We start from the raw sequence: 21,562 nt of genomic DNA on the forward strand, positions 1-21,562 counted from the left end.
GCGGAGGGGTGGTCCGACGTCTCGTTCCTTGCGCCACCACCGCGGGAAAGGCGAGAACGGCAATTCGTGAGAAGTCCACGCGGGCGGTCGTGACGCGCGCACTGTTCGGCGTCGCGCCGCCGACCCTAGGCTGGCGCCATGAAGTACATGATCTCGATCTACAGCAACCCGAAGCCGTGGGCGCACCCGACGTTCATGCACCGCGAGGGCCTGTCGGACGCGGACCGCGAAGCGCGGATGGCGCAGTTCGGCGCGCTCATGCAGGAGATCTCCGAGAGCGGCGAGCTGGTCACCGGCCAGCCGCTCGCGGACCCGGCGGAGGCGAGGACCGTCCGCGCCGTGAACGGCGAACTGACCACAGTGGACGGTCCGTTCCACACCACCGAGGAGCAGCTGGTCGGCTACTTCGTGGTCGAGTGCGAGAGCATCGACCGGGCCGTCGAGATCGCCTCACGGTTCCCGGACGCCCACGACGGCGCCACCGAGGTCCGCGCCTTCATGGAGTGACCCCACCCCAGCGCCCCCGTCCACCCCTTCACCCCACCCGGACCCAGCCCTCTCACTCGCCCGGACCCCAGCCCCTTCACTCCCCCGGGCCACCCTCAGTTCCCCCACCGGGACCACCACGCGAGGTCGCGTCGGTCGTTCGAGACTCCTTTCCCGCCGATCACGCTTCTCGATCGGCGGGAAACGAGGCTCGAACGACCGACTTCCAGGCGACCGAGCCGCGCCGCCGGAGGCGGCGCAATCAAATGAAGAAGTCAGCCATCAGCGGGGCCACCTTGCGCTGGTCGTACAGGTGACCCTCGTCCGGCAGTCGGATGAGCCGCGCGTCGGGGATGCGGTCGGCGAGCGTCACGCACGCCTCCTGGATCGACGGGGTGCTCTTGCGGCCGCTGATGATCAGCGTCGGCACGGTGATCTTCGGCAGCAGGTCGAACGGCACCGCGTTGTGCTGCTGGCTGATGATCGTGTCGTACACGGCGGACGGAGCCATCGACACGAACGCCTGCCACGCCGGGTGGTTCTTGATCTTCTCCAGCGTCTCGTCCGTGATGAACCCGACGATGTCCTTGCCGAAGAGGGTGACCGCCTCCTCCCGGAGACCCGCGGCCACGAGCCGCTTCAGCTCCACCAGCTGCTCGTCGGTGGCCTTGGGCGAGTCGTACGGCGGCTCGTACATGCCGAGCCGGCGCATCGGCACGCCGTCGGCGGCGGCCTGGATGGCGACCATGCCGCCGGTGCAGTTGGCGAACACGGCGGCGGGCTCGCCGGCGACCTCGATCACCGCGGCGAGGTCCTCGACCTCGCGGTGGATCGAGTACTCCTCGGGGTCGCCGTAGTCGCTGTCGCCGTGACCGCGGCGGTCCACGTTGTACACCGTGTAGTGCTCGGACAGCATGTGCGCGAAGGGCGCGAACATCGCCTTGTCGTTCAGGCCGCCGCCGATGACCACGACGGGCGGGCCCGAGCCCGACTTCTCGTACGCGATGACGGTGCCGTCGAGCGACGTCACCGTGTCCACCGGGAGGTTGCGCGGCCCGGCGTAGTCGTCTTCGAGGCGGAGGTCCTCGGGGGCTTCTCCGCCGTGTTCGTTCAGCGTGCTGGGCGCTGAGTCTGCCATCGGACGTCTCCTCGTTCTCGACTGCCGGCCGGTGGCCGACAACACCGTCCGCGCGACCGATTCCCAGCCACGCGGGCGGCTCGCGCGATCGACTCGACGCTAGCGGCGGGCCGTTGTGCCGCCTTCCTCTCGATTGCAGTGTTCCAACGCAATTTTCGATACGCGGTGGGCCGTCCGGCTTCATTACCGTCGGCCCATCGAAGCCCAGGGAAATCCGTTCTCGCTTGGAGGCAAGCTGATGGAGCCTCGTTGTCCCGTAGTGCTGGACGCGGCAGGTGTCGACGTCCACGCCGAGGCGGCCCGCATCCGTGCGAATGGACCGATCAGCAGGGTGGAGCTCCCCGGGGGCTACCAGGCTTGGGCGGTCACGAGCTACGAGGTGGGCAAGCAGGTGCTGGCCGACCAGCGCTTCGGCAAGGACCCGAAGAACTGGCCGGTGCTCGCGGCCGGTGAGGTCCCGCCGGACTGGCCGATGATCACGTGGGTGGTCATGGACAACATGACCACGCGCGACGCCGACGACCACGTGCGCCTGCGCAAGCTGGTGGCCCGCGGTTTCACCGCGCGCCGGGTCAAGGACTCGTTGCCGCTGATCGAGAAGATCACCAACGGGCTGCTCGACGAGCTGGCCCAGCTGCCGCCGGACGAGGTGGTGGACCTGAAGTCGAAGTTCTGCTACCCGTTGCCCGCCATGGTGGTCTGCGAGCTGTTCGGCGTGCCGGAGGAGGCGCGGGCCGAGGCCCTGAAGGGCGGCGAGGTCAACGTCAGCACCTCCATCACGCCGGAGGAGGCGCAGGCGAACGTCGAGCAGTGGCACCAGGCGATGCTGGACCTGGCCGCCCGCAAGCGGGAGGAGCCGGGCGACGACCTCACCAGCCTGCTGGTGGCGGCGCAGGAGGACGACGGCTCGCGGCTGTCCGACGAGGAGATGGCCGGCACCCTGCACCTCATGCTGGGCGCGGGTTCCGAGACGCTGATGAACGTGCTCAGCCACGCGGTGAAGCACCTGCTCAGCAAGCCGGAGCAGAAGGGCCTGGTCGACTCGGGCAAGGTCACGTGGGACGACGTGTTCGAGGAGACCATCCGCGTCGACTCCCCCGCCGCGATGCTGCCGTTCCGGTTCGCCACCGAGGACGTCGAGATCGGCGGCGTGCTGATCAACAAGGGCGACCCGGTGATGATGGGCTTCGCGGGCATCGGCCGCGACCCGGCCGTGCACGGCGAGACCGCGTCCGAGTTCGACGCCCTCCGCGCGGACAAGTCGCACCTGTCGTTCGGCCACGGCGTCCACTACTGCCTCGGCGCGCCGCTGGCGCGGTTGGAGGCGATGGTGGCCCTGCCCGCGCTGTTCCAGCGCTTCCCCGACATGGAGCTGGCCGTCCCGGTGGACGAGCTGGAGCCGCAGGGGACCTTCATCATGAACGGCCACCGCGCGCTCCCCGTGCGGCTCGGCGCGGCCCGGCCGCCGGTCCTCTGAGCGAAACCCCGACGCAGCCAGCGTTCAAGGAGGTCCGGTGTCGATCGCACACTCGGGGGACAGCCCGACGGCGCGGACACTGATCGGGCACGTCCCGCGCCAACCGGGCACCACGCCCACCCCCACCGTCGAGCTCGTGGTGCCCATCTACAACGAGCAGCAGGTGCTGGCGACCAGCATCCGCAGGTTGCACGCCTACCTGAGCGCCAACTTCCCGTACTCGTTCCAGATCACCATCGCGGACAACGGCAGCACGGACGGGAGCTGGGCGCTGGCGACGGCGCTCACCTCCGAGCTGCCGAACGTCGAGGCGGTGCACTTGGACCAGAAGGGGCGCGGCCGGGCCTTGCGGCACGTGTGGAGCCGCAGCCGGGCGCACGTCGTCGCGTACACCGACGTCGACCTCTCCATCGACCTGGACGCCCTGCTGCCGCTGACGGCCCCGTTGCTGTCCGGGCACAGCGCCCTGGCGATCGGCACGAGGCACGTCAACGGTTCCCGGGTCGACCGCACGGTGAAGCGCGCCGTGCTGTCGCGGGTGTACAACTTCCTGTTGCGCACCACCATGGGCGCCCGGTTCTCCGACGCCCAGTGCGGTTTCAAGGCCGGCCGCCGCGACGTCGTGCAGGCGCTGCTCACCGCGGTCGAGGACGACAAGTGGTTCTTCGACACCGAGCTGCTGCTGGTCGCGCAGCGCAACGGGGTCCGCATCCACGAGGTCGCGGTGGACTGCCTCGACGACCCGAACACGTCGGTCGACCTGTGGCGGACGGTCCGGGACGACCTGCTCGGCATGGTGCGGGTGGCGCGCCGGTTCACGTCCGGCGCTCTGCGCGTCACCCTGCCCGAGGACGCCCGGCGCACCGGGCCGCTCGGCGGGCGGACGCGGAACCCGGTGCGGTTTTTCGGCACCCGCCTGTCCGCCGCCCGCCTGTCCGGTGCTCGTCCGTCCGGTGCCCGCCTGGCCGGGAACCGCCTGTCCGGCAACGACTCCGTGGAGGAGCGGTGACCAGTTCCCGCGTGCCCGACGAACGCGAGTACGTCCACGAACGGCTCGGTGCGGATTTCGAGCGCGCGCTGTCGTCGTACGACACCACCCGGCGGGTGGAGACGTTGATCGACGACTTCCTGCCCGACGACCTCGTGCGCGGCAAGGAGGTGCTGGACGTCGGCTGCGGCCTCGGCTACTTCAGCGAGCGGCTGCACGAGCGCGGCGCGCGGGTCACCGCCACCGACCTCGGGCCGAACCTCGTGGAGGCCACCCGGCGGCGGGTCGGGTGCCACGCCGAGGTCGCGGACGCGTTGCGGCTGGTCGAGCACTTCGGGCCGGACCGGTTCGACGTCGTGGTGTCGTCCGAGTGCATCGAGCACACCCCCGACCCCGCCGCCGCGCTGCGGCAGATGGCGGGTGTGCTCAAGCCGGGCGGGCACCTCGCCGTCAGCACGCCGAACCTGGTGTGGAGCCCGGTGGTGAAGCTCGCCACCAGGCTGGGGCTGCGGCCGTTCGACGGCTTCGAGAACTTCAGCACGTGGCGCTCGCTGCGCGATCCCCTGCGGGACGGCGGGGTGACGGTGGTGCGGCGGCACGGCCTGCACCTGTTCCCGTTCCAGTTCGGCGCGCACGGGGTGTCCCGGTGGTGCGACGCGCGGCTCCAGGCGCTCAACCCGCTGATGATCAACCTGTGCGTGCTCGGCCGGAAGGAAGGCTAGGCGGACGTGAGCGCGGCGCGCCGACTGCTGATCGTCAACGCCGACGACTACGGGCTGACCGACGGGATCGCGCGGGGTGTCCTGCGCGCCCACCGGGACGGCGTGCTGACCAGCACGTCCGTCCTGGCGGTCGGCCCGGCCGTGCGTCGGACCGCCCGGTGGCTGGCCGACGCGCCCGCGCTCGGCGTCGGCGCGCACCTCGCGCTGATCGGCGTCGACCCGCCGTTGCTGACCCGGCGGGAGATCCCGACCCTGGTCACCAGGGACGGCGGCTTCCCGCGGGAGTGGCGGCGGTTCCTCGCCCGTGCCGCGGCCGGCCGGATCGACCCGGCGGACGTGGAGCGCGAGCTCGACGCCCAGGTCGAACGGCTGGTCGGCGAGTGCGGGCTGAACCTGACCCACCTGGACACCCACCAGCACCTCCACCTGTGGCCGCCGGTGGCCGACGTCGTGGTCGCGCTCGCGCGGCGGTGGCGGATCGGCGCGGTGCGCCTGCCGTCGAGCCGGGCCGGTGGCCCCAAGGGCGCGGGCATCCGACGCCTCAGCGCGGGTGTCCGCCGCCGGCTCACCGCGGCCGGCCTGGTCAGCCCCGGCGCCTATGCCGGGCTGGACGAGGCCGGCCGCCTCACGCTGCCCACGTTCCGGTCGGCGCTGGAACGCCTGACCGAGTCGAGCGCGACCGCGGCGGAGATCAACTGCCACCCCGGCGAGGCCGCGGACCCCGAGGCGTCCGCCCGCTACGAGTGGGGTTTCGCCCGCGCCGGCGAGCTGGACGCCCTGACCAGCCCCGAGCTGCGCGACGCCGTGGACCACCTGGGCTGGCGCCTGGGCACCTACGCCGACCTGGCCCGTGAGACACCCGCCGAACCGCGCTGACCTCTCCCCCGCGCTGAACCCCCGGACCACGCCGAACCGCGGCCTGCGCCGAACCTCCGGCCCGCGCCGAACCCGGCTCCCGCCGAAACCCGGCCCACGCTCAACCTCCGGCTCGCGCCGACCCGTCACTCCGCACTGGACGCCTTGCGTCGACGGGTCCCGCCGGTGCGGAACACCCACCGGTCGAGGCCGACGAACCTCAGCACGCTCACCGCGAGGCTGCTGGCCAGCAGCACGGCCACCTCGCCGAGGCGCCCGGCCGAGGGGTTCAGGTGGACCGCGGCCGTGACGGCCCCCGTCATCACCAGGTAGTGCAGCGCGAACAGCACCCCCGAGCGCAGGTGCGTGCCCACCGGCGCGACCCGCCGGCCGGCGAACGTCCACCGCCGGTTCACCTCGGTGTTGGCGACTGCGCCCAGCACGAGCGCGGCCAGGTTCGCCAACGCCGGGGGCACCACGGTGCGGAGACCCAGGTACAGCGCCACGTACAGCAGCCCCGACATCAGCCCGACCACGCCGAACAGGCCGAACCTCAGCAACGTCACCGCGGGCGCGAGGCGGGCCGGGCGGGCGCCCGGCGCACCCAGGTCGGCACGTCCGGTGGCCATCGCGTGCGCGACGCGGGCCAGACCGACCAGCCGCTCGCCGAGGCGCACGCCCGCGACGGCGCCCGTCACAGGCACCTGGGCGATCCGCAACCCGTTGTGCGCGGCCAGGAGCAGCAGCTCGGTGCCGAGGGACGGTCCGTCCGAAGTGGACAGTCGCAGCAACGGTCGGACGGCCGCCGTGCGCGCGGCGCGCAGGCCGCCACCGGCATCGGCGACGTCGAGGCCGAACGCACGCTGGAGCAGGCGGCCGTGCGTGCCGGGTCGGCGGCCGACGACGAGGTCCGCGTGGCCGTCGACCAGCGGCGCGAGCACCCGCGGCAGCTCGGCCGCGGCGGCGGGGTCGGGCAGGCAGGCGACGACGTCCGCCGTGCTGTCCCGCCAGAGTCCCGCGAGCACGGCGCCGCGACCGGCCCGACCGCCGCGCACGGCACGCGTCCCCGGCAGGCTCGCGGTCAACCGCCGGGTCCGCTCCCACGTCGCGTCGCCGCCGAGCTGGACCAGGGTGACCGTCCACGCGCGGTCGGGGGCGGCGAGGGAGGTGCGCAGCGCATCGGGCAGCCGGTCGAGGTCGCCGTCCAGCAGGACGACGACCTCGACGCAGGCCACCCGGTGAACGCTCGTCACCCGGCCGGCCGGTGGGCGCGCAGGATCAGCGACACCCCGTTGAGCGACTTCACCGGCAGGTACCGCTCGGCCACCACGACCCCGGTGAGGACGGCGTTGACCAGCGGGTGCGGCTCGCCGATGTCGCTGCCGGTGGAACGCCTGCGGTGCAGCGCGACGAGCGGCCGCACCAGCACGTTCCAGCTCCACACCCGGTCCACGACGAGCCCGGCGCCCTCCACGAGCTCGACCAGGCCGTCCCGCGTGTAGCGGCGGAAGTGCTGGGCCTCCTCGTCGTGCGCGGACCACAGGCGCATGTCCGCCGGCACGGTGATCAGCGCCGTGCCTCCGGGCCGGAGCACGCGGCGGATCTCGGCGGCCGCCCGGTCGTCCTCGTCGATGTGCTCGAGGATCTCGAACGCGGTGACGAGGTCAAACTCGCGGTCGTCCCACGGGAGTTCGCGGGCGTCCGCGACCTCGGCGTCCAGACCGCGGTCCCGGGCGATGGCCACCGCCTCCTCGGAGAGGTCGGCGGCCACCGCGGACCACCCGTGCTCCCGCAGGACCCGGGTGTTGCCGCCGCCGGCGGACCCGATGTCCAGGGCCCGCCCCGGCGGGGTGATCCCGCGGAGCTCGCGGGCGAGGATCGCCCGCTTCTCCCGGAACCACCAGTGCCGGTCCTCGACGTCGGCCATCCGGCGGATCTCCGCCGACTTCACGCCCCGTCCTCCGCGGTCAGGCTCTCCAGCACGTGCCCGGCCAGCGCCGCCACGGTGGGCTTGGCCCACAGGATCGTCGGCGGCAGGTCGAGGCCGTACCGGCGCTGCATCCGCACCCGCAGCGCCACCGTCATCACCGAGTCGACGCCCAGCTCGACCAGCGGGCGCTTGAGCCCGATGTCGGCCGGGTCGAGGTTCAGCTCGGCGGCGACCTGCTCCCGCACGTCCGCGGTGACCCGCTCGCGGGCGTCCTCGGCCGACAGGCCCGCGATGTCCACGGCGACGCCCTGGCCCGCCTCGCCCTCGACCGAGTCCGGCGCGGTGAGGTCGCGCAGCATCGGCACCTTGGTCATCGTGGACGGCAGCGGCAGCAGGCGCAGGACCGCCTGGTAGGACGCCTGGTACCGGTCGCCGAACGCCCAGGCGCGGAACGCCTCGGACACCGAGACGGCCTCCAGACCGCGGGAGTTGGCCTCGACCATCGTGGTGGCGATGTCCGCGGACAACCCGACGCCGCGCCACGACGTCCAGCCGAGGCTGACCGTCTCGGTGTGGCCGCCGGAGTTGCGGTGCGCGGCCAACGCGTCGAGGAACGAGTTCGCCGCCGCGTAGCTGGTCTGCCCGGTCAACCGCGCGAACTGGCCGCACGAGGAGAACAGGACGAAGAAGTCCAGCTTCCCCGGCGGGAACAGCCGGTGCAGCGTCAGCGCGCCGTCCACCTTGGGCGCGAGCACCTCGCGGAGCCCGTCCAGGTCGACCTTGTCCACCAGCGCGTTGTTCACCACGCCGGCGGCGTGCACGACGCCGGTGATCGGCGGCAGGCCGAGCGCGCCGGGACGCAGCGCGGCGGCCGTCTGCTCGGGGTCGGTGATGTCCAGCGCGACCGCGTTCACGGTGACGCCGAGCGCCTCCAGCCCCAGCACGCCGTCGATCTGGCGGCGCAGCTCCGGGTCGGTGACCGTGTCCCAGTCGGCCCGCGGCGGCAGCCCGCGCCGGCCTGCCAGCAGCAGCCGCCGGGCGCCCCGGCCGACCAGCCACCGGGCCACTTCGAGGCCCAGCGCGCCGAGACCGCCGGTGATGAGGACCGTGCCGGACGGCGAGCAGTCCAGCGGCGTGCCGTCGGGCGTGCGCTCGATCGAGCCGAGCCGGGCGGCCTGCGCGCCCCGCGACGTCAGGGAGATGACGTCCTCCTCGCCGGCCGCGCCGCGCAGCAGGTCGAGCAGTTCGGCGCCGGTGTCGGGCCCGAGTTCCGGGACGTCCACGACGCCACCCCACAGCGCCGGGTGCTCGCCCGCGATGATGCGGCCGATGCCCCACAGCGGGCCGTGTGCCAGCGAGCGCGCGTCGACCGCGTCGCGAACACCGCGCGTGACGACCCAGAGGCGTTGCGGCGCAACGTTCTCCGGGGCGTTGGCGGCGAACTCGGAGAGCCGCTGCACGGTCCGGATCAACGTCCACGACGTCTGCTCGGTGGCCGTCTCCAGGCTCTCGCCCTCCCCCGCCAACGGCGGCACGAGGACCACCGCGCCGGGCTCGGTGAACAGCAGCGGCCGCAGGTCCAGCGCCCAGTCGTCCTCGTCGTGGCCGTCCGGGCCGGGACGGAGGTCGACCGTGTGGACGCGGACCCGGTCGGCCCGCTCGATCTGCTCGGCCAGGCGGGCGGTGTCCGCCGGCTCGCCGACCAGCACGACCTGCTCGACCTCGGCCGACGTGGTGGCGGCCAGGTCGCTCCACACCAGCTCGTACACCAGGTCGCGGGGCAGGGCGGTGGTGCCGAGGTGCTCCACGGCGGCGAACTTCAGACCGGTGACCTCGCAGACGATCTCGCCGCGCTCGTCGGCGACGACGACGTCCACGGTGTCGTGCGGCGACTTGGGCGACCGCGTGCTGTGCACGATCACCTTGGCCGGCGGGTCGCCGCGGAACGCCACCCGCTCGATGGACCGGGACATCCACAGCACGTCGGCGTCACCGGGCGACACCACCGCCGCGCTGATCGTCAGCGCGCCGTCGAACACGTGCGCCCAGCTCGTGGCCCGCGTCGCCGGCGGCCGCTCGATGGTCATCACGGCCAGCTGCTCGTCGCTGTCGCTGCGCAGCTCGTCCATGTCCCACGGGAAGGCGTAGCCCTCCACGCCCATCCGCGCGAACATCTCGTCGATCCGGCGCAGCGAGCCGATCGGCAGCCGCGCCCGGACCACCTCGTGGTCGAGCCGGCCGGACAGCTGCCCGTTGACGTCGACGTTGGCGGTGGTGTGGGTGATCCACTCGTCGCCCTCGTCGGCGCCGGTGTCCTCGGCGATCCGGGTGGCCAGCGACAGCGCCCGGCCCTCCAGCACGACCTGCACCACGCGCGCCGGCTCGACGGCCAGCGGGGTGCGCAGCACGATGTCGGTCAACGCCGGGGTGTGGTCGCCCTCGGAGGCCGCCGCGACGAACGTGTTGATGATGGACGCGGCCGGCGTGACCTCGACACCCACCAGGCCGTGGCTCTGCGGGTACGGGCGGGTGGCCATGTCCAGCCTGGTCTGCCACACCTTGCGGGCGGGCGCGCCGCTGACCGACATCCGGCCGCCGAGCAGCAGGTGCTTCTCGGGGTCGTGGCCGCCGCCCGGCCCGGCGGTCGCGCCGGACTCCGGGAAGATCCAGTAGGGCCGGTGCTGCCAGGCGACGGACGGCAGGTCGAGCAGGTCGCCGCCGCCGTGCTGCCGGGACCAGTCCACCCGGCCGCCGCGGCTGTGCAGGACGGCCAGGTTGGTCAGCAGCGCCTCCACCTCGTCGGTGTCGCGCCGCAGCGTGCCGGTCGCGAAGGCGTCCTCCGCCTCGACGTGGCGGCACGTCTCCAGGATCGAGTGCGTCACGACGGGGTGCGAGGACACCTCCAGGAACAACTGGTGGCCGTCCTCCAGCGCCGCCTGCACGGCCTCCGTGAAGCGGACGGGCTCGCGCAGGTTCGTCACCCAGTACGCGCTGTCACGCGGGGCGTCCGAACGCGGGTCCGCCAACGCGCTGCTGTAGAGCGGGATCGTCGCGGGCCGCGGGTCGAGTTCCCGCGCGGCGACCTCGACCTGACCGGACACCCGGTCGACGTGGGCGCTGTGGAACGCGATGTCCGAGTCGACGCGCCGGATCTGCACGCCGTCCGCCGTCCATTGCTCGGCGATCCGGTCGACCGCCGCCCGGTCGCCCGAGATGACGGTGGAGTGGGGGTCGGCGGAGATCGCCGCCTCCACGTCCGTGCGGCCGGCCAGGCGTTCCCGGGCCTCGGCGAACGACACCGACGCCATCACCATGCCGCCGAGGCCTTCCAACGACTGGAGGGCGGCGGCACGCCGGCAGGCGAACCGGGCGGCCTGGTCGACGTCGAGGACGCCGGCGGCGACGGCCGCGGCGATCTCGCCCACCGAGTGGCCGATGACGGCGGCAGGCTCGACGCCGTTGGCGCGCCACACCTCCGCCAGTGCGACCTGCACGGCGAACGTCAGGGCCTGCACGTGGGCGGCGGACCACGGCTCGTCGCTCAGCAGCGCCTCGCGCGGCGTCCAGCCCAGCTCGGCGCGGAAGACGTCCGCGAGGGCGTCGATCCGCTCGGCGAACACCGGCTCGGCGGCCAGCAGCCGCCGGCCCATGCCGGTCCACTGCGCGCCGTGGCCCGAGAACACCCAGACCACGCCGGTGTCCTGGCCGGGCGCGGTGCGCGCGGACACGACACCCGCGGTGCCCGTGCCGTCGGCCAGCGCGCGGAGCTTGCCGACCAGCTCGTCGGTCGAGCCCGCGACGATCCCGGCCCGCTCGGCGAGGTGCGAGCGGCGCAGGGCCAGCGTGTGCCCGGTCGCGGTCGGCGACGTGCCGGGGCGTGCCGCCAGCCAGTCCGCGGTGGTGCGGGCCAGGTCGCGGAGGCCGGTCTCGGACATGGCCGAGAGCGGGAACACCTTGAGGTCACCGGCGGCCGTCTCCTCGACGGGCCGTGCGGCGGCGTCGGCGGTCGCGTGCTCGGGGCCTTCCAGCACGACGTGCGCGATCGTGCCGCCCACGCCGTAGCTGGAGACACCGGCCCGGCGCGCCCGCTCGCCCACCGGCCACGGCGTCCGCTCGCCGACCAGCCGCAACCCGCAGTTCTCCCAGTCGACGTTGGCGCTGGGCTCGCGGTGCAGGCTCGGCGGCAGCTCCTCGTGGCCGAGGGCGAGGACCGTCTTGATGACGCCGACGATGCCCGAGCCGCCCTCGACGTGGCCGACGTTCGGCTTCGCCGAGCCGATCAGGCACGGCGCGTCGGGCGACCGGTCCGCGCCGAAGACACCGGCGAGGGCCTGGATCTCCTCGCCGTCGCCGGTGGGCGTGCCGGTGCCGTGCGCCTCCACGTAGTCCACTTCGGACGGTGCGACGCCGATCCTGGTGTAGATGCTGCGGAGCATGTGCTCCTGCGCGGCCGCGTTCGGCGCCATCATGCCGTCCGACCGGCCGTCCTGGAACACACCGCTGCCCAGCACGACGGCCAGCACGGGGTCGCCGTCGCGGCGGGCGTCGGCCAGCCGCTTCAGGACGACCACGCCGGCGCCCTCGCCGCGGCCGTAGCCGTCGGCGTCCTTGTCGAACGCCTTGCTGCGGCCGTCCGGCGACATCGCGCCGGCGCCGTCCAGCGCCACGTTCAGCGCGGGCGTGGCCATGATGTTCAGGCCGCCGACGACCGCCAGGGGCGTCTCGCCGACGCGCAGGCTCTGGCAGGCGACGTGCAGGGCGGTCAGGGCGCCGGCGCAGGCCGTGTCCACCGCCATGCTCGGCCCGTGCAGGCCCAGGAAGTACGAGACGCGGTTGGCGATGCCGTAGAACGTGGTCCCGTTCACGGCGTACGCGCCGGTGTTGGGCAGGTCCTCCAGCAGCCGCCGACCGTAGTCGTTGGAGTTGGCCGCCACGTAGACACCGGTGTCGGTGCCGCGCAGCGCCAGCGGGGAGATGCCCGCGCTGGCCAGCGCCTCCCAGGACAGCTCCAGCATGAACCGCTGCTGGGGGTCGAGGAAGTCGGCCTCCCGGGGCGAGATGCCGAAGAAGTCGGCGTCGAACCCCTCGATGTCGTCCAGGAAAGCTCCGCGCAGCGTGGTCGCGCGCATGATCGCCGTCGCCTGGGGGCTGCTCGTCGCGTAGGGCCGCCACCGCTTCTCCGGCATCTCGCCGACGGTGCTCCGGCCCTCGGCGAGGAACTCCCAGAAGCGCTCAGGCGAGTTGAGGTCTGGAGCCAACCTACAGCTCATGCCGATGATGGCGATGGCTTCGTCGGGCGCTTCGTACTCGCTCAAGTGCTCGCTCCTCTTCACTGCTCCGGCCGGCCACGTCCAAAGCCGGATCCGTTCATCTCGGCGGTGGGAGAACGCTGCCCCCGATGGCTTCTGCGATCCTTGGTCCTCAAGGCGCGGTTCCCTCAAGGCGCGGACGAACTCACGCGGGGCGAGTCCTTCCTGTGGGACACCTTCGATCCGACGGGGCCGCCGTGGCATCTCCTGACGTGCGGTGGCCCCCGAGGCGAACCCGTTCGCCGGAATCCACCGCGCCCGGCAAGAATCGAGACGCCGCAACGGGCATCGCTGCCTACGCTCGCCCGCAGGACGCAAGCCGGCGGGACGCCGGATCGGACCGGACGGTCGAGGCCGTCCCCGGAACGCGGGAGCACCATGGCGGAGTCGACGGCACAGCCGACCAGGACGGGCGTCTCACCCTGGCCGGAGGACGCGGTCGCCCGGTACGTCGCCGCCGGCTACTGGCAGGGACGCGCGCTGGGCGACTGCCTGGCCGAGACGGCCCGGACCGCGCCCGACGCGGTCTGCCTCGTCGACGGCGACGTGCGGATCACCTACCGCGAACTGCTGGCCCGAGCGGACGCCGCGGCCGCCCGCATGTCCGCCGAGCACGGCCTGCGCGCCGACGACCGGGTCGTCATCCAGCTGCCCAACTGCTGGGAGTTCGTGGTGCTGACGGTCGCGTGCCTGCGGCTCGGCGCGGTGCCGGTGTGGGCGCTGCCGCAGCACCGGAAGAACGAGATCACCGGCGTCGTCGCGCACGCCGAGGCGAAGGCGCTCGTGGTGCCGGACGAGCTGAAGGGGTTCGACCACCAGGAGATGGCGCGCGAGGTCACCGCGGACGTGCCGGTGTGCGAGCACGTCTTCGTGGTCGGCGACGACGTCCGACCCGGTTTCACGGACGCGCGGGAGCTGCTGGCCGAGCCGGACGGCGAGGTCGCGTTCGACGCGCCGACACCGCCCGGGGACGCGGTCGTCACCTTGTTGCTCTCCGGCGGCACGACGGGCGTGCCGAAGCTCATCCCCCGCACGCACGACGACCTCGTGTACATGATGGGCGCCGCGGCGGAGATCTGCCGGTTCGGGCCGGACACCGTCTTCCTCGCGGTCCTGCCGGTCGGGCACGGATTCGTCAACACCGGCCCCGGCATCCTGGGCACGCTCCTGGTGGGCGGCCGGGTCGTCATCGCGCCGTCGCCGTCGCCGCAGGTGGCGTTCGGGCTGATCGAGCGGGAGCGGGTCACCGCGACGTCGGCCGTGCCGGCGATCGTGCACCGCTGGCTCGACCACCGGGCCGCCGACCCGTCCGCGGACCTCGGTTCCCTGCGCCTGGTCCAGGTGGGCGCCGCCCGGCTCGCCGACAGCGTCGCCGCCAGGATCGAGCCGGAGCTGGGCTGCGCGCTCCAGCAGGTGTTCGGGATGGGCGAAGGGCTGCTGTGCCTGACCCGGCTGGACGACCCGCCGGAGGTCGTCCAGCGCTCGCAGGGCCGCCCGGTGTCGCCCGCCGACGAGGTCCTGATCGTCGGCGAGGACGGCGAGCCGGTCCCGGAGGGCGAGCCCGGCATCCTCCTCGCCCGCGGGCCGTACACGATCCGGGGCTACTACCGCTCGCCCGAGCTGAACGCGCGCGCGTTCGTCGGCGACGGCTGGTACCGCACGGGTGACATCGTCCGCCGCACGCCGGACGGGAACCTCGTCGTCACCGGGCGGGACAAGGACGTCATCAACCGCGGCGGGGAGAAGATCAACGCCGAGGAGATCGAGGACCTGGCGCACCGGGTGCCCGGCGTCAGCCAGGCCGCGGCGGTGGCGATGCCGGACGCCGAGCTCGGCGAGACCGTGTGCCTGTACGTCGTGCGCGCCGCCGGCTGCCGGGTGACGCTCGACGACGTGCGGTCGGCGATGCTGGCGGCCGGGGTGGCGGCGTTCAAGGTGCCGCAACGCCTGGTCGCCGTCGACTCGCTGCCCACGACGAACGTCGGCAAGCTCGACAAGGGCGCGCTGAGGGCCGACATCCAACGCCGGCTCGACGGGGAACGCGCGCCGGCACGTCCGGACGCCGCCTCGCACGCCGCCTGAGCCGACCGCTCCACCGACCTGACCCGACCTGACCCGACCCGGCCCGACCGCCCCACCGGCCCGACCGGACCGGACTCGACCCGGCCGCCCCACCGACCCGACGGACCCGACCCGGCCGCCCCACCAGCCCCCGGCCGCTCCACCAGCCTCCCGGCCGCGTCACCGGCCCTCCACCGCTCCATCGGCCTCCCGGCCGCTCACCGGCCCCCGGCCGCGTCAGCAGCCTCCCGGCCGTGCCACACCGAACGCCCCGTGCTCCGGGCCACCCGCCCAGGGCACGGGGCGTTCGGCGTTCCGGGCACCGCGCGGCCCCCGTCGGCCCACTACCGAACCCCGCCCCGAGCGTCAACCTCACCGGTGCGAAAACGGGATCGAACCGGCCGCAGTCCAGGAGAAGACGGGACCCCCCCGCGTCGGCAAAATAGTAATTGTTCGACACGGGGAAAACCGGAAAGCAAGACCCGGGAATCCCCGGACAGCAGAAGAAACTCTATCAGGAGGTTCACCATGAAGAAGATCACCGTTCGCGTGCGCCGCACCAAGCTCGCCAGCAAGAGCATGCTGGCCTGCAAGGCGAGCGCCTGAGCTGTCGCCTTCGGGTAGATGAGCTGTCGGGGGGGGACGGGTTACCACCGTCCCCCCTGTGGGCTTTTCATGAAGTGGAGAGGAACGACCGATGGAACTGCGACGCGCCCGTTCCCTGGTGGCGTACTGGGTGGACGGCGAACTGGTCCTTGACGATTTCCTGGCGCCCACCCCGCCGGACGGCGAAAAGCAGGGCGTGGCGGTCGACGGGACCGTGGTCGACCTGCTGAGCGAGTTCGACGAGTGGACCGAGCCCGAGGTCGTGGCCGCCCGCTTGGAGGAGCACGACCCCCAGTCGGTGGTCGAGGCCGTCGACGCCCTCGCCGAGGTGGGCCTCCTGCGCACCAAGGACCAGGCGGACGCCGAAGACCTCGTGCTGGAGAAGTGGAACGCCTGGGGCCCGTCGGCGACCTACTTCCACTTCGACACCAAGGACACCGCCTACCTCAGCGTGGAGCGGGCGGCCGGTGACGCCGCGGCGTACGCCCGGCGCAACGACATCCGCGCCGAGATCCAGGACAGCGGCCCGGCCCCCGAGCCGATCACCCGCCGCCCCGACGCCGAGCGCATCCGCCTGACCAGGGCGTTCCTGCCGCTCCAGCGCGACTTCGGCGACGTCCTGCTGTCCCGGCGGACGCACCGCCACTTCACCGACGACGCCGTGCCGGTGCGCGCCCTCTCCACGATCCTGCACTACACGTTCGCGCCGATGCACTTCTTCAACGCGGGCATCCTCGGCGAGCTCATGCTGCGCACCAGCCCGTGCGGCGGCGCGCGCCACGAGAGCGAGTGCTACGTGGCCGTGCGCAACGTCGAGTCGGTGCCGCCGGGCCTCTACCGGTACTCCGCCGACGACCACAGCCTCGAAGTGGTCTCGAAGGACTTCACGCAGGAGGACCTGGAGCGCATCGCGTTCGGCCAGAAGATGATCACGACCGCCGGGTTCGTGTGCTTCCTGACCGTGAACGTGCACCGGGCGATGTACAAGTACCGCAGCGCGCGGATGCTGCGCACGGTGCTGCTGAACACCGGGCACCTGGCGCAGACGTTCGCGCTGGTCTCCACCGCCGTCGGCCTCGGGCCCGCGCAGAACGACGCCTTCCACGACACCGAGCTGGAAGCCGCGCTCGGCGTGGACGGCGCGTCCGAGACGGCCGTCTACCAGCTGTCCGCCGGCGTGCCGGCGCGGCGGGCGGACGGGCAGCCGATCGCGGACAGCTCCACGGACGAGGAGCGCACGATCGCCGCCGGCCAGGACACCCGAGAGTGAAGGCCGCGCCGTGACCATCGACCAGGAACGAATCGCCACCGCCGTCGAGCCAGGCCTGTCCGTCCGCACGATCCAGCGCCGGGTGATCTGGTCGCTCATCGTCGTGCAGGCGGTGATCGCGCTGGTGTTCGCGATGACCGGTCCCCTGCTGACGCTGATCGCCGAGCGGGTCACCGGCTCGGCCGGGCAGGCCGGACTGGCGCAGGCGATGATCTACTGCGGTGGCATGGCGTTCGCGCTGCCGCTGGCGGTGCTGTCGGTGCGGCTGGGCCGCCGCGCCGGCATCGCCGCCGGGTACCTCGGCGGCTCGCTCGGCTGCGGCCTCGTCGTGCTGGGCGCCGTGCTGTCGAGCTACGCCGTCATCCTCGCGGGCTCCGTCCTCATCGGCGGCGCCATCGCCGCGGGCATGCAGGCCCGGTTCGCCGCGACGGACCTCGCCGAGTCGGGCACGCTCGGCCGGTCCATGGGCGTGCTGTCGTGGAGCTCGATCGTCGGCGCGGTGGTCGGTCCGGCGCTGCTGGGAGTGCTCAGCGGCATCGGCGCGGGCTGGCTGCCCGAGTACACCGGCCCGTACCTCGCGATCGCGGCCAGCCTGGCGCTCAGCGGCACGCTGGTGCTGGTCCTGCTGCGGCCGGACCCGCTGCTCCTCGCGCAGCGCCTGCACCGGCAGAAGGCCCCGACCGAGAAGAAGCCGAAGTTCCGCACCGCGTTGGCGGCGGTGCTGCGCCACCAGGGCGCGCGGCGCGCGATCATCGCGCTGATGATCGTGCACGCGGCGATGATCTCGCTGATGAACATGGCGTCGATCCACATGAGCCACGGCGCCGCGACGCTCGGCGCGATCGGCCTCGCGATCGGTGTGCACACGGCGGCGATGTTCCTGCCGGGCCCGCTGGTCGGGTGGCTGACGGACCGCGTCGGCGTGTACCCGGTGCTGTTGACCGGCTTGGCGCTGGAAGCCGCCGCCGCGGTGGTCCTGATGCTCGCGCCGATGGACGACACCGTCCTCATCGGACTCGGGCTCCTGCTGCTGGGGCTGGGCTGGTCGCCAGGGTACCTGGCGGGTTCGGTCCTGCTCACGGAGTCCACCGAGGGTCCGACCCGGACCCTTGCCCAGGGCGCCTCGGACCTGCTGGTCCAGCTGACCGCCGCCGTCGGCGCGCTCGTCGCGGGCATCATCGTCACCACGTGGAGCTACACGGCGCTGGCCGCCGGCTGGGCCGTCGTGGTGTTCGCCCTGCTGTTCTGGCTGGCCGGTGCGGCACGGGCCGCGCGGACGTCCAAGGCGTCCGTCCCCTCCCCCGCGTCCCCGCGGGACTGACCGGCACGTGACGTCGTCCGCCCTGGTGAACCCCGGTTCACCAGGGCGGACGACTTCACCGGTTCGGGCGGGTCACCGGGGGTAACCTGGTCTCGCCTGGGGAGGCGGTGGCCACGCGCGTGGACGTGGCGGTGAGGGGTCGTCAGGTGATCAAGGTGCTGCTGGCCGAGGACATGCACATGGTCCGGGGAGCCCTGGTCGCGCTGCTGAGCCTGGAGCCCGACATCGAGGTGGCCGCCGCCGTGGCCTCCGGCGACGAGATCGTGCCCGCGGCCAAGCGCTGCCGCCCGGACGTCGCCATCATCGACGTCAACCTGCCCGGCAAGGACGGGCTGGACGCCGCCGTGGAGCTGCACCGCGAGGTGCCCGACTGCCGCACGCTCGTCCTGACCAGCATGGACCGCCCCGGCACGGCCCGCCGCGCGCTCACCGCGCAGGTGCACGGCTTCATGCTCAAGGACGCGCCCGCGGACAAGCTCGCGCAGGCCGTCCGCGACGTCGCCGCGGGCGGCCGGGTCGTCGACGGCCAGCTGGCGCTGAGCGCCTGGGACACCACGACGTCCCCGCTGACGTCCCGCGAGGTGGAGATCCTGCGGCTCGCGGCGGACGGCCTCGACCCGCCGGAGATCGCCGCCCGGCTGTTCCTGTCGGTCGGGACCGTGCGCAACCACCTGACGTCCGTGGTGGCCAAGGTCAACGCGCGCAACAAGCTGGACGCCATCCGCATCGCCCGCGAGCAGGACTGGATCTGACGCCGTGCCGCACGCGCGACGGCCGGCGGCTGCGCGCCGCCGGCCGTCGCGGGACGGTCAGACCCAGGGTGCGACCGGGTACCACGGCAGGATGCCGCGGCGTTCGAGCAGGCGCAGGTCCCAGTACAGGAGCGTGAACACGCCCGCCGCGACGAACGCGGCCGTGGTCAGCGTGGCGAGCCGGCGCGGGTTGGCGGCGAACCAGCGCTGCAGGCGGTTGCCCGCGAGCTGCGTCAGCAGGATGAGCGCGATCGCCATGACGGCGATGTTGCCCACCGACTGGAGCGTGAAGGCGGCCGCGCCGTAGAGCACGTTGCCGCTCTCGGCGGCGTCCCGGAACAGGGCGCGGAACAGGCCGAACGGACGGCCGATGAGGAACGCGCCGACCAGTGCCCCCATCACGACCATGGGCGCGTTCGGGTGACGGCGGGTGAGGCGGGCCAGCGGGTCGCGCACGACGCCGGCGGCGGCCAGGCCGAGGTAGATCATGGCCAGGCCGACCAGCCCGAAGACCACCATGGACTGGATGCTGCGCGGCGACAACACGCCGGCCACGTTGGCGGCGGTCTGGAACTGCGGCATCCGCGTGCCGACCAGCGCCACGACCACGCCGTACGCCGCGGAGACCGCGACCATGCCGACGCACATCCAGCCGAGCGGCCGCAGCACGGCACGGAGCCGTCCCATCCGCGAGGCGGAGCCGCGCAGCGCGGGCGCCATCGCGCCGAAGACGGCGACGTTGCACGCGGTGAACGTGCCGGCCAGGCCGGTGACCAGGGCGAAGAGGATGCCCGCCCCGACGCCCGCGATCGGGGTCGCCTTGGCGTCGTGGCCCAGGAGGGAGTTGGCGACGGTGTCGCCGATCGTGCTGTCGACGAACTCGGCCGACCAGACGACGGTGAGCAGGAACCCGGCCAGGGCGCTCAGCCCGATGGTCAGCCACCTGCGGCGCGGGTAGAGGTCGACGGCGAGGACGGGCGCCGACCCGACGACGGCGCGCGGTCCGCGGTCTGCGGGCGGTCTGCGGTCGGCGGGCGGTGTCTGCTTCGTGGGGGTGGACATGGGTTACCTCCGTGGTGAGGCGTGGGCTGGGCTGCGGTGGCGGTGCCGGGGCCGCGGTGCCCCGGCGGGTGGTGCGCGGGCGGGTGGTGCGCGGGCCTGTCGGCGGCCGGGCGGTGGTGCGCCGGTGAGTGGTGGTGGTGCGATGACGTGCTGCCGCGTGGCGCGGCGACCGGGTGGGGGTCGGGCGGTTGTGCGCCGGCGAGGGTCGCCGAGCCGCGGTGATTGGCGCGGGCGAGCGGTCAGGGGGTGTGGGTGGGGGTTGGCCAGTGCCGCGTGTCCGACAGGAGGGTCGGCGGGCCGTCGGTCGGCTCGCCCCGACCGGTGAGCCAGGCGGTCAGGCCCGGTTGTGACGGCGCCTCGCCGGGGAACGCGTCGGCCAGCGCGGCCAGGTAGCGCTGTGCCGCCGGCGTGGTCGGGTCGTGCCCCAGCGGCACGGTCCGGGTGGTCGGCCGGTCGAGCAGGTCCGGCGTCAGCAGCCACGGCGCGAGGTGCGCGGGTCCGTCGTGCGCGGCGGCGGCGGACCAGCCGGTGAGCACGACGGTCTCGGTGGCGTGCGGGGTGATCGACACGCCGACGCCAGCGGCTTCCCGGCGCGCCACGTCCGCGGCGGCGGTCGACCTGGCCGACGTGTCGGTCGCCAGGGCGACCTCGCGGCCGGCCAGCGAGCGCACCAGTTCCCGCACCGAGGCCGCGTCCGCGTCGGACAGCCGCTCACCCGGCCACGGCACGTCCTCCGCCCGCCCGGTCAGCACCGCGCCCAGCACGGCGCTCGCGTACTCCGGGCCGTCGGCGCCGCGCACGTCCGGACCGGTCCACGGGTCGCGCCCGGTGTCCACGGGGACGGTCCGGCGTTCACCGGCGTGGTCGAGCCACAGCGTGCCGCGCCCCTCCTCCAGCCACACGAGCGCCCAGCGCCCGCTCGCCGCCGGGCGGGACGTGGCGGGCACCAGGGCGCTCGCCGCGTTGCCGACCAGCACCGGTTCGTCGGGCACGTGCACGAGGTTCCAGCCGGGCCGGTGCGGCACGACCAGCAGCGGCATCGCGCCGGCGCGGGTCAGCAGCGGCCGACCGGGTTCCGGGGTGGCGAGGTGGCCCGCCAGCAGCACCTGGGCGAGGCCGCCCAGCAGCGCCAGTGCGAGCCCTGCGCCCAGCACGCGCGTCATGACCGTCGGCGGGCACAACGCGCACCACGCCACCCCCGCGAACCCGGCGATGACGACGACGTTCGCGGAGGTGAGCGGCGGGCCGTCGAACGCGACCAGCGCGGCCGTGCCGCCGAGCACCACCGCGGCCACCGCGCACCGGGCGAGCACCGGCGTGGCGCGGCGGAGCAACGGCGGCGCGGACAGGCACGCGATCACCGCCACCGCGACCGGTCCGGGCATCCACGTCGCGTCCGCGAGCAGCAGCGCGACGACACCGCCGATGCCCGCGGCGGCCGTCACGGCACGGCGGTGGTCCAGCCCGTGGCGGAAGGTGCGGACCAGCGCCCAGCACGCGACCACGGTGACCGTGCCGAGCAGCAGGGCCCGCAGCAGCGCGAAACCGAGGGCGATCGCCTCGCCGGGCGCGTGCGCGTGCACGG

15 protein-coding genes are annotated in these 21,562 nt (G+C 73.6%); 9 read left to right on the forward strand and 6 right to left on the reverse strand.

Annotation, left to right across the window (positions count from 1 at the left end; all coding sequences use genetic code 11):
- The first annotated feature begins 138 nt into the window (after positions 1–138).
- Positions 139–507, forward strand: a complete 369-nt coding sequence (locus ACRAKH_RS21245) for a YciI family protein (protein ID WP_380729523.1) — start codon at positions 139–141, stop codon at positions 505–507.
- A 241-nt stretch (positions 508–748) separates the two neighbouring features.
- Here ACRAKH_RS21245 and ACRAKH_RS21250 read toward each other — a convergent pair whose 3' ends face one another.
- Positions 749–1,624: an alpha/beta fold hydrolase gene (locus ACRAKH_RS21250; protein ID WP_380729722.1), complete on the reverse strand. Its 876-nt coding sequence runs from the start codon at positions 1,622–1,624 to the stop codon at positions 749–751.
- A gap of 331 nt (positions 1,625–1,955) precedes the next feature.
- Between ACRAKH_RS21250 and ACRAKH_RS21255 the strand changes: the two genes are divergently transcribed.
- Genes ACRAKH_RS21255 through ACRAKH_RS21270 form a run of 4 tightly spaced genes read left to right on the forward strand, consistent with a single transcriptional unit; the run spans position 1,956 to position 5,687 of the window.
- The gene (locus tag ACRAKH_RS21255) at positions 1,956–3,101 is read left to right on the forward strand and encodes a cytochrome P450 family protein (protein WP_380729720.1); all 1,146 of its coding nucleotides are present in this window, start codon (positions 1,956–1,958) and stop codon (positions 3,099–3,101) included.
- Positions 3,102–3,138: 37 nt separating this feature from the next.
- On the forward strand, positions 3,139–4,110 hold the full coding sequence (locus tag ACRAKH_RS21260) for a glycosyltransferase (protein ID WP_380729718.1): 972 nt from the start codon (positions 3,139–3,141) through the stop codon (positions 4,108–4,110).
- Entirely contained in the window at positions 4,107–4,811 is a 705-nt protein-coding gene (locus ACRAKH_RS21265) for a class I SAM-dependent methyltransferase (protein ID WP_380729716.1), read from the forward strand. Before ACRAKH_RS21260 ends, ACRAKH_RS21265 begins: the two co-directional genes overlap by 4 nt.
- Positions 4,812–4,817: 6 nt before the next feature.
- The gene (locus ACRAKH_RS21270; RefSeq protein WP_380729714.1) at positions 4,818–5,687 is read left to right on the forward strand and encodes a carbohydrate deacetylase; all 870 of its coding nucleotides are present in this window, start codon (positions 4,818–4,820) and stop codon (positions 5,685–5,687) included.
- A gap of 125 nt (positions 5,688–5,812) precedes the next feature.
- Here ACRAKH_RS21270 and ACRAKH_RS21275 read toward each other — a convergent pair whose 3' ends face one another.
- From ACRAKH_RS21275 to ACRAKH_RS21285, 3 genes are read right to left on the reverse strand one after another with little or no spacing between them, the layout of a single operon-like run.
- Positions 5,813–6,901, reverse strand: coding sequence for a GtrA family protein (locus ACRAKH_RS21275; RefSeq protein ID WP_447009209.1), 1,089 nt, complete (start codon positions 6,899–6,901; stop codon positions 5,813–5,815).
- Between the two features lie 14 nt (positions 6,902–6,915).
- Positions 6,916–7,617, reverse strand: coding sequence for a class I SAM-dependent methyltransferase (locus ACRAKH_RS21280; protein ID WP_380727227.1), 702 nt, complete (start codon positions 7,615–7,617; stop codon positions 6,916–6,918).
- Positions 7,614–12,911, reverse strand: coding sequence for a type I polyketide synthase (locus ACRAKH_RS21285; protein WP_447009210.1), 5,298 nt, complete (start codon positions 12,909–12,911; stop codon positions 7,614–7,616). Before ACRAKH_RS21285 ends, ACRAKH_RS21280 begins: the two co-directional genes overlap by 4 nt.
- Before the next feature lie 372 nt (positions 12,912–13,283).
- On the opposite strand from ACRAKH_RS21285, the gene ACRAKH_RS21290 reads away from it, so the two are divergent.
- From ACRAKH_RS21290 to ACRAKH_RS21305, 4 genes are all read left to right on the forward strand, one after another.
- A complete protein-coding gene (locus ACRAKH_RS21290) occupies positions 13,284–14,987 on the forward strand; it encodes a (2,3-dihydroxybenzoyl)adenylate synthase (RefSeq protein WP_380727223.1) in 1,704 nt (567 codons plus the stop codon).
- A 676-nt stretch (positions 14,988–15,663) separates the two neighbouring features.
- Complete coding sequence (locus tag ACRAKH_RS21295) at positions 15,664–16,842, forward strand: SagB/ThcOx family dehydrogenase (protein WP_380727221.1); 1,179 nt, start codon at positions 15,664–15,666, stop codon at positions 16,840–16,842.
- 10 nt (positions 16,843–16,852) lie between these two features.
- Positions 16,853–18,163: an MFS transporter gene (locus ACRAKH_RS21300; RefSeq protein ID WP_380727219.1), complete on the forward strand. Its 1,311-nt coding sequence runs from the start codon at positions 16,853–16,855 to the stop codon at positions 18,161–18,163.
- 146 nt (positions 18,164–18,309) lie between these two features.
- Positions 18,310–18,915, forward strand: a complete 606-nt coding sequence (locus ACRAKH_RS21305; RefSeq protein ID WP_380727230.1) for a response regulator transcription factor — start codon at positions 18,310–18,312, stop codon at positions 18,913–18,915.
- Between the two features lie 57 nt (positions 18,916–18,972).
- Here the strand turns inward: ACRAKH_RS21305 and ACRAKH_RS21310 are convergent, their stop codons facing one another.
- Positions 18,973–19,977, reverse strand: coding sequence for a hypothetical protein (locus tag ACRAKH_RS21310; RefSeq protein WP_380727217.1), 1,005 nt, complete (start codon positions 19,975–19,977; stop codon positions 18,973–18,975).
- A gap of 239 nt (positions 19,978–20,216) precedes the next feature.
- Positions 20,217–21,560 carry a DUF6239 family natural product biosynthesis protein gene (locus tag ACRAKH_RS21315; protein ID WP_447009211.1) on the reverse strand — a complete coding sequence of 448 codons (1,344 nt, stop codon included), beginning with the start codon at positions 21,558–21,560 and terminating at the stop codon, positions 20,217–20,219.
- Positions 21,561–21,562: the final 2 nt, after the last annotated feature.

This window comes from Saccharothrix hoggarensis (genome assembly GCF_052936025.1).